Raw genomic sequence first — 12,010 nt, forward strand, 5'->3', positions numbered from 1 at the left:
CAGAGATGACCGAGACGAAACGTCGGAGGAAATCCCATGAGCCTCACCCTCACCGCGCCGACCGCCGAAGCCAACGTGCTCGCCCCCCGCGAACAGGAAGCACTGCGCCACATCGCCGCAGGACGCACCTACCTCCAGACCGCCCGCCACATGGGCCTCTCCAAACACACCGTCGACGCCTACCTCCGCCGCATCCGCGCCAAGCTCAACATCAACAGCACCGCCGAAATGACCCGCATGGCCATCACCCTCGGACTCTGACACCGGTCTACGACGGGCTGGGGACCACGCTCGGAGGAACCGCGGCCCGGTCCGCGACCAGGCGGACCGCCGCGATCGTGAGATCGGGGTCGTGCAGCTGGACGTAGTGGTCGATGGCGGTGGCCAGCAGGTGGGGGGGCTGCGGCAGCAGGCCCACCAGCGCCTGCTGGGCCTCGGGCCAGGCCGCCTCCATCGCGGGCTTCAGCGCGGGGCCCAGCGCATCGACCAGGACCAGCCCGCGCGTCCACTGCGGATGCTCCTGCGCGTACCGCAGGGCCAGCATCCCACCGAAGGAGTGCCCCACCAGCAGGTACGGGCCCGGCACGCGCCCGGCCGTCAGCACCCGGTCCAGGTCCTGGACCATGGCGGACAGTTCCCGGGTGCCCCGTACGGGCGTGCTGCGGGTAGTGAGCGTCGGTGGCTGCGTGTAGCGGAGGGTGCCCGGGCGGTCGTACGCGCAGACGCGGGTGAACGCGGCCACGCCCGGCAGCACCGCCGCGGCCTTCGGCACGGGCGGGGTGGTGTCGGTCAGCGACCACGGGTCGGAGGCCTCGTGCAGCCCGGACAGCAGCACCACGGTGGGGCTCCCTGAACCCGAGCAGTGCAGGTAGAGGCTCCGCCCGGCCCCGGCGTGCCCGCCACGAGCAGGACGACCGCAGCCGCCGCAGCCACCACCCCGCCCGGCACACGCCCTCGCACGCGCTCGCGCGCCCCGCCGGCCCACCGCATGCCGTCGGGTGAGCCGCGTCTCACCTGGCTGCCGCCGCTTGTCTGTGCAACAAGTTGCATAGCAAGATCGCGGCATGGCGCTCGAACACGCGATCCTCGTCTCCCTGCTGGAGAAGCCGGGCTCCGGCTATGAGCTGGCCCGCCGGTTCGACCGGTCCATCGGCTACTTCTGGACCGCCACGCACCAGCAGATCTACCGCGTCCTCAAGCGCATGGAGAGCGACGGGATGCTCACCGTCCGCACCGTCCCACAGCAGGGCCGGCCGGACAAGAACGAGTACTCCGCCGCCGGCCCCGGCCGCGCCGCCCTCGCCCGGTGGCTGCACGAGCCGATCGAACCCGAGAGCCTGCGACACGACCTCGCCGTGAAGATCCGCGGCGCGGCCTTCGACGACCCGGCCTCCCTGATCCGCGAGGTCGAGCGGCACCAGCAGGCGCACCGGGACCGGCTCGCGCGCTATCTCGCCGGTGAACTGCGTGACTTCACCGGGCCCGATGCCCCCACGCCGCTGGACGCCGGTCAGGAACTCCAGCACGTCGTGCTGCGCGGCGGAATCGCGCAGGAGCGGATGACCATCGCCTGGCTCGACGACGTCCTGGCCACCCTCCACCGGCTCGGCAGACCCGGGCCGACCGCACCTACCGGGCATTCCGTGCCCGCCGCGCCGGCCACGACCGCCTGAACCACACCCGGCTCCGCCTCGCCCCGCACCCCCACCTCCCCATCCCTCCCTCCGCGCCTCCGCGCGGCCTTCGACTCCCATTCCTCGGAAGGTGAATCGCCATGTCCGACCCTCTGCTGTTCCACCCGCACACCTACGACCCCGCGCACTTCGACCCGGAGACCCGCAGGCTCCTGCGCGCCACCGTCGACTGGTTCGAGGCCCGCGGCAAGCGCCGGCTCATCGAGGACTACCGCTCCCGGGCCTGGCTGGCGGACTTCCTGGCCTTCTCCGCCAAGGAAGGGCTCTTCGCGACCTTCCTGACCCCGGCTCCCGCCGCCGGCCAGGACGAGCCGGACAAGCGCTGGGACACCGCACGGATCGCGGCCCTCAACGAGATCTTCGGGTTCTACGGCCTCGACTACTGGTACGCGTGGCAGGTCACCATCCTCGGCCTCGGCCCGGTCTGGCAGAGCGACAACGCCGCCGCCCGTGAGCGCGCCGCGCAACTCCTCTCCGAGGGGGAGGTGTTCGCCTTCGGCCTGTCCGAGAAGACCCACGGCGCCGACATCTACTCCACCGACATGCTGCTGGAGCCCGACGGCGACGGCGGCTTCCGCGCCAGCGGCTCCAAGTACTACATCGGCAACGGCAACGCTGCCGGTCTCGTCTCCGTCTTCGGCCGCCGCACGGACGTCGAGGGCCCCGACGGCTACGTCTTCTTCGCCGCCGACAGCCGCCACCCGGCCTACGAGCTCGTGAAGAACGTCGTCGACTCCTCGAAGTACGTCAGCGAGTTCCGCCTCACCGACTACCCGGTGGCCGCCGCCGACGTCCTGCACACCGGCCGCGCCGCCTTCGACGCGGCCCTGAACACCGTCAACGTCGGCAAGTTCAACCTCTGCACCGCCTCCATCGGCATCTGCGAGCACGCGATGTACGAGGCCGTGACGCACGCGCACAACCGGATCCTCTACGGCCGCCCCGTCACCGCCTTCCCGCACGTGCGCCGCGAGCTGGCCGACGCCTACGTCCGCCTCGTCGGGATGAAGCTGTTCAGCGACCGCGCCGTCGACTACTTCCGCTCCGCCGGGCCCGACGACCGCCGCTACCTGCTCTTCAACCCGATGACCAAGATGAAGGTCACCACGGAGGGCGAGAAGGTCATCGACCTGATGTGGGACGTCATCGCCGCCAAGGGCTTCGAGAAGGACAACTACTTCGCCCAGGCGGCCGTCGAGATCCGCGGCCTGCCGAAGCTCGAGGGCACCGTCCACGTCAACCTCGCACTGATCCTCAAGTTCATGCGCAACCACCTGCTGGACCCGGCCGAGTACGCGCCCGTCCCGACCCGTCTCGACGCCGCCGACGACGACTTCCTGTTCCGGCAGGGACCGGCCCGCGGTCTGGGTTCCGTACGCTTCCACGACTGGCGCCCCGCCTACGACGGCTACGCCGGCGTGCCGAACGTCGCGCGCTTCCGCGAGCAGGCCGACGCCCTGTGCGAGTTCGCGGCCACCATCGCCCCCGACGAGGAGCAGGGCCGCGACCTCGACTTCCTCCTCTCCGTGGGCCAGCTCTTCGCGCTGGTCGTCCACGGACAGCTCATCCTGGAGCAGGCCCGCCTGACGGACCTGGACGAGTCCGTACTCGACGAGCTGTTCTCCGTCCTCGTGCGCGACTTCTCGCAGCACGCCATCGAGCTCCACGGCAAGGACTCCACCACCGCCGAGCAGCAGAACTGGGCACTCGCCTCCATCCGGCGCCCGGTCATCGACGAGGCACGCTCGGCGCGCGTCTGGGCCCGGGTCGAGGCCCTCTCCGGCGCGTACGAAATGACGCCGTAGCGGAGCGGCCCCCTCGGCGGACCGCCGAGGGGGCTGCCCCCTGCACCACCTGCGGGTATGTGCCGGTCCGGCGTGCATCGGAATGCCCTGTCACACGCCTGTGACAGTCGGCGGACAGCCCCATGAAGTCGCGCGGCCAATCTCTTTATCAGGGACAAACACCGACATTCCGGAGAGCGTCCCCTGCTTCCGAGGACGCGAGCAGAGATGACCGAGACGAAACGTCGGAGGAAATCCCATGAGCCTCACCCTCACCGCGCCGACCGCCGAAGCCAACGTCCTGGCCCCCCGCGAACAGGAAGCACTGCGCCACATCGCCGCAGGACGCACCTACCTCCAGACCGCCCGCCACATGGGCCTCTCCAAACACACCGTCGACGCCTACCTCCGCCGCATCCGCGCCAAGCTCAACATCAACAGCACCGCCGAAATGACCCGCATGGCCATCACCCTCGGACTCTGACACCGGCGCCTGTGCCCCTGATGTCAGTGGGCCCTGAGAGCCTGGAGCCATGACCGACCGTACCGAGTTGATTACCGCTTACTGGGATGCCGCTGCGGCGACCTTCGACGAGGCGCCCGACCACGGGCTGAGGGCTGAGGACACGCGCGCCGCGTGGGCCCGGCTCCTGCAGTCGGTGATGCCGGACCATCCGGTCGACGTTCTCGACATCGGCTGCGGCACGGGATCGGTGTCCCTGCTGCTGGCCGAGTCCGGGCACCGGCCCACCGGCGTCGACCTGGCGCCGCGCATGATCGAGCAGGCGCGCACGAAGTTCGAGACCGCCGGCCTCGCGGGCCGTTTCCTGGTCGGCGACGCCATGGCTCCCCCGACCGGGGAACAGCACTTCGACGTCGTACTGGCGCGGCACCTGGTGTGGACTCTGCCCGATCCGGAGGCCGCCTTGCGCGCGTGGGTGACGCGTTTGCGGCCGGGGGGCCGGCTGGTGCTGGTCGAGGGGCGCTGGCGCGAGGCGGGCCGCCAGGCAGCCCCGTACGTGGCCGGCGCGGAATCACTCCCGTGGAACGGCGGCCTCACCGCCGAAGCCCTCACCGCGGCCGTACTCCCGCTTGCCGCCCGCGTACGCGTGGAACCCCTCAGCGACAACCCGGACCTGTGGGGCGGCCCGGTGCACGACGAGCGGTACATCCTGGTCGCCGACAAAGGAAGCCAGAGAAGTCCTAGCCGCCGGGGGTGAAGGTCACCGGCAGGGTTTGGGGGCCGCGCAGGCCGCCGGGGCGCCAGCGGATCTCGTCGGGTGCTACGGCGAGGGTGAGGCCGGGGAGCCGGCGCAGGGCGGTGCCGATGGCGATCTGGCCCTCCAGGCGGGCCAGCGGTGCGCCCAGGCAGTAGTGGATGCCGTGACCGAAGGCGAGGTGGGCGTTGTCCTGCCGGGTGATGTCCAGGTGGTCGGGGTCGGCGAACCGTGCCGGGTCGCGGTCGGCGATGGCCGAGGCGATCAGTACGGTCGCGCCCCGCGGGATGGTCACGCCCGCGATCTCGATGTCCTCGCGCGCGAACCGGGCGATGCCGGGGCTGACCGGTCCGTCGTAGCGGAGGAACTCCTCGATCGCGCCCGGCAGCAGCTCGGGGTCGGAACGCAGCCGGTCGAGCTGGTCGGGGTGGGCGAGCAGCATGGCGATGCCGCCGCCGATCAGGTTGACCGTGGTGATGTAGCCGGCGACCAGCAGCAGGAACACCATGGCGATCAGCTCGTCCTCGGTCAGCTGCTGTTCCTGGTCCCGCGCGGTGATGAGGCCGCTGAGCAGGTCGTCGCCCGGGGCTGCCCGTTTGGCCCGGATGAGCTCGGTCACGTAGGCGCGCATGTGCTGCCACGCCTCGTTCACCACGGCGGGGTCCGGCGGCTCCGCGCCCCGCATGATCATGCGGTCGGTCCAGCGCTGGAAGTCGTGGCGGTCGTCCACCGGCACGCCGAGCAGTTCGCTGATGACCGTGACCGGGAGCGGCAGCGCGAAGTCCGCCACGAGATCGGCGCGGCCGGACGGGACGACCTCGTCCAGCAGCCGGTCGGCGATGGACTGGATCCGGGGCCGCATCCCCGCCACTCTGCGGGCGGTGAAGGCCTTGGAGACCAGGCGGCGCAGGCGGGTGTGGTCGGGCGGGTCGCTGCGGAGCATGTTGCTCAGCATCGAATCGCGCTCCGTTTCGGGCAGCTGCTGCAGGAGCCGGGTGTCCGAGGCGTCGCGCACGTCGCTGCTGAGGCGGGGCTCGGAGAGGGCCGCGAGTCCGTCGTCGTAGCGGGTGACGAGCCAGGCCTCCAGACCTCCCGCGATGACCACGCGGCGTACGGGCCCGTCCTCGCGCAGTTGCCGGTAGAGCGGGAAGGGGTCCGCGACGAAGGCCGGATCGGCGTAGGGCAGTAGGACCGGCCGCTCGCTCATCAAGCCTCCAGAAGGACGTCGTCTTCTCGTGGAGCGTGATGATATACGCCCAAGTCTCCCTGAATGCCGGTTTCCAGCCACGCCGGTTGGTGTCCGCCGCGGCCCTCGGAGACCGCGGCGGTGGCTCGCCGGCTGCTACTTCAGGCCTATCTCTTCGCACGCGGCCTTGACCCGGTCCACGCAGATCTCCTCGACGGTGAAGACACCGTCGATGACCACGGTGCTCCTGATGTTGTCCTTGGTCACGGAGGTGCCGGGAATGAGCACCGACGGCACGCGCTTGGTGGTCGGGCTGCTCACCACCTGGTTGATGATTCCGTCGATCTTCTCGCCTTCGGCGAGCTTGACGGCCAGCTCCGCGGCGGCCTCGGCTTCGCGGGCGTACGGCTTGTAGACGCTCATGTACTGCTCGCCCGCCACGATGCGCTGCACGCCGGCGAGTTCCGCGTCCTGGCCGGTGACCGGGGGCAGCGGGTTCACGCCTGCGGCCTTGAGGGCGGCGATGATGCCGCCGGCCATGCCGTCGTTGGCCGAGTAGACGCCGACGACCTTGTCCTTGCCGAGCGCCGAGAGCGCGGCCGCCATGTTGCTGTTGGCGTTCTCCGGCTTCCACTCGACGGTGTCGTACTCCTTGCCGACGTTCACCTTGCCGTCGAGGACGGATCTCGCGCCGGTTCTGAACTGTGCGGCGTTCGGGTCGGTGACCGCGCCGTTCATCATGACGATCTTCCCGCCCCTGGCCTTGTCGCCCAGGGCCTCCAGCAGGGCCTTGCCCTGGACCCGGCCGACGTCTTCGTTGTCGAAGGAGGTGTACGCGTCGATGGGGCCCTCCGCCAGGCGGTCGTAGGCGACGACCGCGATGCCCGCGTCCTTGGCCTTCGTCACCGCCGCGGCGATCGTCTTGGAGTCCACCGCGTCGATGATCAGGACGTCGACCTTGTTCCCGATCATCGTGTCGACCTGGGCGTTCTGCTTCGCCGCGTCCCCCATGGCGTTGGCGTAGACCACCTTCCCCTTGCCGAGCGTGAGGAGGGCGACCTTCTTCTCGATCAGGGGCTTGTCGAACTTCTCGTAGCGCGCCGTCTCGTTCTCGGGGAGCAGGAGGCCGATCTTGACCGCGCCCTCGCTCCCGCTGTCGCCCTCGTCCGCACCACCGCAAGCGGCAAGCGTGACAGTGAGCGCCGAAACAGCCAGTCCAACGGCGGCACGACCCAGATTCGCGTTCACGAAGTGAACCTCCCTGACGGGGCCGTGTCCGTACGGCCGAGGTGGGGGCAGTCAACTTGGCCCCACTAACGCCGTCAAGAAGTGAAGTGTTAACGACCTGGCAACGTTGTCTTGGCGCCTCTGCAAATCGCCCATGACGGCCTTTTATCCCCTACCACCGCACTGCATTCCTGACGTCACGTCAACTTATGAAGGGACATTGCCGCAGGTCCCCGGTGTGTCGGTACCGACCGTGGACCGCGCCGTCCGGCACGGTGGACGCATGGCCGAGGACGACACCAACCGGACCAGCCGTCGTGCTGTTCTACGGGCCGCCGGAACGGCCGGGGCCGCCGCGCTGGCCGCGGCCTGCACCGGCCCGGCCGGCACCCGCGGCGCTGCGGACGGGCCCTCGGCCCCGGCCCTGCGGCCGGCCAAGGCCACAGCCGACAGCACCTCCGCCCCGGCCTGTGTGCTCAGCACCGAGGCGGGCGCGGGCCCGTACTACGTCGACCTGGACCGGGTGCGGTCGGACATCACCGAAGGCCTGGCCGGAGTTCCGTTCCGGCTGGACCTGACGGTGGTCCGGGTCTCGGCGGGCTGCCGGCCGCTCGCGGCCGCCACCGTGGACGTCTGGCATGCCGACGCCTCGGGCGCCTACTCCACCGGCAAGGCCACGTTCCTGCGCGGCACGCAGGTCACCGACGACGCCGGCCGATGCGTGTTCCGGACGATCGTGCCCGGCTGGTACGCGGGGCTGGCGCCGCACATCCACTTCAAGGTGCACCCCGACGCCCGGACCGAGACGACCTCCCAGTTCTTCTTCCCCGAGGACCTCCTGCTGAAGGTGTACGCGCGCCGGCCCTACGCCCGCCGCCGCGCACCGGAGCACCCCAACCAGCGGGACAGCCGCTACCGGGCGGCCGGCGCCACCATGACACTGGCCGCCTCCCCCGACGGCGACGGCTACCGCGCCGCGTACACCGTGGGAATCGCCTGAACCGGTCAGGCGGGCGAGGTGCCGAACGGGTTGTCGATGACGTAGCGCCACAGACCGTCCGGGCCGCGCCGGGCGACGTCCGTGGCGGTTCCGGCCAGCCGGACGGCCGCGCCGTCGGGCCCGGTGCCCTCGATGTGCCAGTCGACGACGAGCAGCGCGAGGTCGCCCGCCGTGTACGTGTGGCGGGGGCTGACCTCGATCGGCAGTCCCAGGGCGAGGAACTCGGCCGTGGCCGAGGCGAGCGCGGTGCCCGTCAGCGGGGTTCCGGGCCGTGGCACGAAGACGGCCCCCGGTTCGTACACCTGGGCCACTGCCTCCGGGTCACCGGTGTTGAAGGCCGCGGCGAAGACGGCCGGGTGTTGCCGGGCATCGGTGGTCAGGACGACAGTGGGCGCATGATCGCGTTCGAAGCTCATGACCACAGCCAAGCCGGGGCCGGAGTGGGTCACCAAACAGAAAGCCACGCCTGCAGATGGGACACCGAGTTGGTCCCCGACGCCGGCGGCCGGACCCTGCGACCGGAGCCGGACTGCCCCGTGGAGCTGGCGCTCGCGGCGGTGTCAGGGCGCTGGACCACGCTCGTGCTGCGGGAACTGATGGGCGGGCCGCTGTCGTTCGGAGCGCTTTCGGCCCGGTTGCCCGACATCAGCCCGAAGGTGCTCACCGAGCGGCTACGGACGCTGGAGGCGCGGGGTCTCGCCGTCCGGGAACGGCTGGCGGGGTTTCCCGTACGCACCCGCTACGGTCTGACGGCGGCGGGTGCGGCCTTGCGGCCCCTGCTGGTCGAGCTGTACCGGACCGGGGTGGAACTGGCGGAGGCTGGGGCCGCGGCGGAGGCGGGGCCGGGCTCCGGCGCCGTGCACGGTCCCGTAGCCTGAACGCGTTCAACAGAAGCGAATCGGCCATGACGCCATGAGGGGGACGCCATGAGGGGGACGCTGTGAGAGCCGTCGCGGCGAGCGGCAGAGGCACCACGCCCGGCGGAGTTGCTCGCGCGGGCGCTCGCGGTCGCACCCGTGACGGGGCCGGCACCTGGGTTCACCCGTGGCAGTTCGGGCTCGCCGTGTGCGCCCTGCTCGCCCCCGTGCCGCCGGCGCTGATGTTCGGCACGTACATGGAGGGCATCGCCTACGTCGTGCTCTTCGCCGTCACGGCCGCGCTGGTGGCGTGGCCGCTGTTCCTGCGCCACCGCCGCGCGGCGTTCGTACGGGCCTCGGCGATCGGCGGGCTCGTCCTCATGATGTGGTCGTACGTCGGGGCCCTGGGCGGGCTGGGCGTCTTCTTCCTCTCGGTGCCCCTGATGTGGCTGGCCGCCTTCGCGGACCCGCGCCGCAGGCCGGTGGCCGCGGCGGTCATGACCGGGGCCGGTGCCCTTCTGATGGTGGCGATGGCGACCGTGCCCGGCTTCTGGTGGCGCGTCTGATCCGGACACGGCCCGGGCCCGTCCCGCGCGTGACGTGACGTGGCATGGCGTGGCGTCGCATCGCCTGCGGCCGTCCGGCGGACCTCCCCGCTAGAGTCGGGCGTATCACCCCAGCCCCTCGCCGCCGGCGGCCCGGTCACCGCCGGTACCTCATCGGCGCCCCGGCAGACCCGGGGTGAGCAGGAGGATGGCGCCATGCCCGCGGCGGACACCGAGGTGGACGTACTGATCGTCGGCGGTGGGCCGGTCGGGCTCACCGCCCGCGCGCTGCTCGAACGCTGGGGCGTGGGGACCCTGCTGGTCGAGAAGCACCGCGAGCTGTCACCGTTCCCGCGGTCCCGGCTAGTCAACACGCGCTCGATGGAGATCTTCCGCCAGCTGGGCATCGCTGCGGAGATCACGGGCAAGGCCTTCCCACGGGAGTTCGGCCGCATCCGTTTCCGCGACACGCTGCACGACGGTGACTTCGCCACCGCGGCGATGGTCGGGGTCAACGCGCCGATCCCCGAAAGCCCCGTGATCGGCGTGGCGACCTCGCAGGACCGGTTGGAACCCACCCTGCTCGCCGCGGCGGACGCCCCGCTGCGGTTCGGGGTCGAGCTCCTCGACCTGGCCGAGGAACCCGAGGGCGTCGTGGCCCGTCTCGTCGACCACCGAAGCGGGGGAGGTATGCGCGTCCGTGCCCGCTACGTACTCGCCGCCGACGGGGCGAACTCCACCGTCCGGCAGCGGCTCGGGATCGACACGAACGGCCCCGGAGCGATGGCGGCGGTCACCACCGTCGTGTTCGACGCCGACCTCACCACCTGGTGCGCCGACCAGCCCGCCGGGGTCTACTTCACCGCCCACGGATCGTTCCTCCCGCTGTACCCGGAAGGGGGCTGGGCCTGGCTCGCTCCCACACCGGAAGACCCGGACCGCGCCGACTGGGCCGATCTTGTCTCGCGCGCCCTCGGCCCGGCTGCCGCCGTACGAGCCGACGTGGTGCGGGTGCAGCACTGGGTGATGAACGCGTTCGTCGCCGAGCGCTTCCGCCACGGCCGGATCCTGCTGGCCGGCGACGCCGCGCACGCGCTCCCGATCATCGGAGGCCTGGGTATGAACACGGGCATCTCCGATGTGCACAACCTGTGCTGGAAACTGGCGGGAGTCCTCCGCGGGTGGGCCGAACCGAGCCTGTTGGAGACCTACGCGGCGGAACGGCAGCCCATCGCCCACCTGACCCTCCGCCAAGCGGTGGCCAACACGCAGCTGATGTTCCAGGCACAGAGCCTGCGGCAACAGCAGCTCCAGAGCGGCGAAGCGGCACCCGCGCGCGTCGAACTTCCCTGGTCGGACCGGTACTTCGCCCAGCTCGGGCTCGTACTCGGGGTCACCTACCGTTCCGCTGCCGTCCTCACCGACGGCAGTCCCCCGCCCGAGCCGTCCGACGTGGCCACGGACTACGTCCCCACCGCGGAACCAGGCCACCGCATGCCGCACCTCTGGCTCGGACCCGACCGCTCGACGCTCGACGCCTTCGGGGAATGGTTCACCCTGCTCACCCCGGACCCCGCCCGCTGGGAGCAGCGAACCGCCCCACCATGGCCGCTGCGCGTCGAGACCCTGGCCGCCGAACACACCGGCCTCTGCGGCGTCTCCCCGGACGGAGCACTGCTGATCCGGCCGGACGGCCACGTCGGCGCCCGCTGGCGGGACCGTCCTCCGGGCGACTCCGCCCTCGTCCGCGCCCTCGCGACCGTCACCGGCTCGGCAGCCGTCTGACGGCCCGTGCGGCGCGGGCGCTCGTCCCCGAAGTGGAGGCCGGGCGGGTGCGTGCCCGGCACGCTGCCCGGACACGGCCCGGCCCCGCCGGTGTCACACCGACGGGTCCGGGAGTGTGTCAGAGGGCGCTCTTCGTCGCGCTGTCGACGGAGCACTTCTTGTACTCGCTGCCGTCGCCCTTCCCGGTGTACGGGGTCTTCGCCTCGGCCTGCGCGGACGCACCGGCCTTGACGGTGAGTGCACTCACCCGGGCCTGGGCGGAGGTCGCGGTCGAGGTGGTGTCCCCGCTGAACTTCATCGTGATGTTGTAGGTGTAGTCCACCGAACCGCTGTTGGTGACGGTGAGCCGGGCGACCAGGTTCTTGCCCGAGTCGTCCAGCTTGCAGCTGTCGATCCGGATGTCGCGCTCGGCCTTGTTCTTGCTGCTGGAACCGCCGGTGACGGAGGTGCCGCCGGAAGTGGTGCTGCCGCTGGTGCTGCTGCTGTCGCTGCCACCACTGCTGGTGCCCCCGCTGGAGCTGCTGGAGCTCGAGCTGTGGCTGCTGCCTCCGCCGCAGCTGGCGCCGTGGGAGCCGCGGGCTCCGGTGAGTGCGACGACGGCGATGCCGAAGACGGCGATCGCGCGGACATGGCGAAGCTTCACGTTCAACCCCGTTGAAATATCAGTGACCGAAAAGAGCCCGCCTTGACGGGCACACGTCACCCTAACAGCGGA

Annotated in this window: 14 protein-coding genes; 9 read left to right on the forward strand and 5 right to left on the reverse strand. The window is 71.1% G+C overall.

Features of this window, described 5'->3' with window-relative positions; translation table 11 throughout:
• Positions 1-36 precede the first annotated feature (36 nt).
• Positions 37-261, forward strand: coding sequence for a response regulator transcription factor (locus ACIPYQ_RS32080; RefSeq protein WP_401257539.1), 225 nt, complete (start codon positions 37-39; stop codon positions 259-261).
• Between the two features lie 7 nt (positions 262-268).
• Here the strand turns inward: ACIPYQ_RS32080 and ACIPYQ_RS32085 are convergent, their stop codons facing one another.
• Entirely contained in the window at positions 269-838 is a 570-nt protein-coding gene (locus ACIPYQ_RS32085; RefSeq protein ID WP_401257541.1) for an alpha/beta fold hydrolase, read from the reverse strand.
• A 226-nt stretch (positions 839-1,064) separates the two neighbouring features.
• On the opposite strand from ACIPYQ_RS32085, the gene ACIPYQ_RS32090 reads away from it, so the two are divergent.
• From ACIPYQ_RS32090 to ACIPYQ_RS32105, 4 genes are all read left to right on the forward strand, one after another.
• Positions 1,065-1,673 (forward strand): PadR family transcriptional regulator, encoded by a 609-nt coding sequence (locus ACIPYQ_RS32090; RefSeq protein ID WP_401257543.1) that lies wholly within the window; start codon positions 1,065-1,067, stop codon positions 1,671-1,673.
• A gap of 101 nt (positions 1,674-1,774) precedes the next feature.
• Positions 1,775-3,499 carry an acyl-CoA dehydrogenase family protein gene (locus ACIPYQ_RS32095; RefSeq protein ID WP_401257545.1) on the forward strand — a complete coding sequence of 575 codons (1,725 nt, stop codon included), beginning with the start codon at positions 1,775-1,777 and terminating at the stop codon, positions 3,497-3,499.
• A gap of 238 nt (positions 3,500-3,737) precedes the next feature.
• Positions 3,738-3,962, forward strand: coding sequence for a response regulator transcription factor (locus ACIPYQ_RS32100; RefSeq protein WP_401257539.1), 225 nt, complete (start codon positions 3,738-3,740; stop codon positions 3,960-3,962).
• A 49-nt stretch (positions 3,963-4,011) separates the two neighbouring features.
• Positions 4,012-4,698, forward strand: a complete 687-nt coding sequence (locus ACIPYQ_RS32105) for a class I SAM-dependent methyltransferase (RefSeq protein WP_401257547.1) — start codon at positions 4,012-4,014, stop codon at positions 4,696-4,698.
• Here ACIPYQ_RS32105 and ACIPYQ_RS32110 read toward each other — a convergent pair.
• Positions 4,682-5,902, reverse strand: a complete 1,221-nt coding sequence (locus ACIPYQ_RS32110; RefSeq protein WP_401257549.1) for a cytochrome P450 — start codon at positions 5,900-5,902, stop codon at positions 4,682-4,684. The genes ACIPYQ_RS32105 and ACIPYQ_RS32110 overlap by 17 nt on opposite strands.
• A 135-nt stretch (positions 5,903-6,037) precedes the next feature.
• On the reverse strand, positions 6,038-7,117 hold the full coding sequence (locus ACIPYQ_RS32115; protein WP_401257764.1) for a sugar ABC transporter substrate-binding protein: 1,080 nt from the start codon (positions 7,115-7,117) through the stop codon (positions 6,038-6,040).
• Between the two features lie 274 nt (positions 7,118-7,391).
• On the opposite strand from ACIPYQ_RS32115, the gene ACIPYQ_RS32120 reads away from it, so the two are divergent.
• The gene (locus ACIPYQ_RS32120; RefSeq protein WP_401257551.1) at positions 7,392-8,108 is read left to right on the forward strand and encodes an intradiol ring-cleavage dioxygenase; all 717 of its coding nucleotides are present in this window, start codon (positions 7,392-7,394) and stop codon (positions 8,106-8,108) included.
• Between the two features lie 5 nt (positions 8,109-8,113).
• Here ACIPYQ_RS32120 and ACIPYQ_RS32125 read toward each other — a convergent pair whose 3' ends face one another.
• Positions 8,114-8,524 carry a YybH family protein gene (locus ACIPYQ_RS32125; protein ID WP_401257553.1) on the reverse strand — a complete coding sequence of 137 codons (411 nt, stop codon included), beginning with the start codon at positions 8,522-8,524 and terminating at the stop codon, positions 8,114-8,116.
• Between ACIPYQ_RS32125 and ACIPYQ_RS32130 the strand changes: the two genes are divergently transcribed.
• The 3 genes from ACIPYQ_RS32130 (at position 8,504) to ACIPYQ_RS32140 (ending at position 11,295) form a co-directional block, all read left to right on the forward strand.
• A complete protein-coding gene (locus ACIPYQ_RS32130) occupies positions 8,504-8,986 on the forward strand; it encodes a winged helix-turn-helix transcriptional regulator (protein ID WP_401257555.1) in 483 nt (160 codons plus the stop codon). The two genes, ACIPYQ_RS32125 and ACIPYQ_RS32130, sit on opposite strands and share 21 nt — an antisense overlap.
• A gap of 62 nt (positions 8,987-9,048) precedes the next feature.
• Positions 9,049-9,531: a hypothetical protein gene (locus ACIPYQ_RS32135; protein ID WP_401257557.1), complete on the forward strand. Its 483-nt coding sequence runs from the start codon at positions 9,049-9,051 to the stop codon at positions 9,529-9,531.
• A gap of 195 nt (positions 9,532-9,726) precedes the next feature.
• Entirely contained in the window at positions 9,727-11,295 is a 1,569-nt protein-coding gene (locus tag ACIPYQ_RS32140) for an FAD-dependent monooxygenase (RefSeq protein ID WP_401257559.1), read from the forward strand.
• A gap of 118 nt (positions 11,296-11,413) precedes the next feature.
• On the opposite strand, the gene ACIPYQ_RS32145 is transcribed toward ACIPYQ_RS32140, so the two are convergent.
• Entirely contained in the window at positions 11,414-11,938 is a 525-nt protein-coding gene (locus tag ACIPYQ_RS32145; RefSeq protein WP_401257561.1) for a hypothetical protein, read from the reverse strand.
• Positions 11,939-12,010: the final 72 nt, after the last annotated feature.

It is taken from the genome of Streptomyces sp. NPDC090045, assembly GCF_044747975.1.
GTDB lineage: Bacteria > Actinomycetota > Actinomycetes > Streptomycetales > Streptomycetaceae > Streptomyces.

Bases quoted from the DNA above. Each gene is read 5' to 3' on its own strand.
- ACIPYQ_RS32090 (WP_401257543.1), top strand. From the start codon at position 1,065: ATGGCGCTCGAACACGCGATCCTCGTCTCCCTGCTGGAGAAGCCGGGC.
- ACIPYQ_RS32100 (WP_401257539.1), top strand. From the start codon at position 3,738: ATGAGCCTCACCCTCACCGCGCCGACCGCCGAAGCCAACGTCCTGGCC.
- ACIPYQ_RS32080 (WP_401257539.1), top strand. From the start codon at position 37: ATGAGCCTCACCCTCACCGCGCCGACCGCCGAAGCCAACGTGCTCGCC.
- ACIPYQ_RS32140 (WP_401257559.1), top strand. From the start codon at position 9,727: ATGCCCGCGGCGGACACCGAGGTGGACGTACTGATCGTCGGCGGTGGG.
- ACIPYQ_RS32110 (WP_401257549.1), bottom strand. From the start codon at position 5,902: ATGAGCGAGCGGCCGGTCCTACTGCCCTACGCCGATCCGGCCTTCGTC.
- ACIPYQ_RS32105 (WP_401257547.1), top strand. From the start codon at position 4,012: ATGACCGACCGTACCGAGTTGATTACCGCTTACTGGGATGCCGCTGCG.
- ACIPYQ_RS32125 (WP_401257553.1), bottom strand. From the start codon at position 8,524: ATGAGCTTCGAACGCGATCATGCGCCCACTGTCGTCCTGACCACCGAT.
- ACIPYQ_RS32130 (WP_401257555.1), top strand. From the start codon at position 8,504: ATGATCGCGTTCGAAGCTCATGACCACAGCCAAGCCGGGGCCGGAGTG.
- ACIPYQ_RS32120 (WP_401257551.1), top strand. From the start codon at position 7,392: ATGGCCGAGGACGACACCAACCGGACCAGCCGTCGTGCTGTTCTACGG.
- ACIPYQ_RS32095 (WP_401257545.1), top strand. From the start codon at position 1,775: ATGTCCGACCCTCTGCTGTTCCACCCGCACACCTACGACCCCGCGCAC.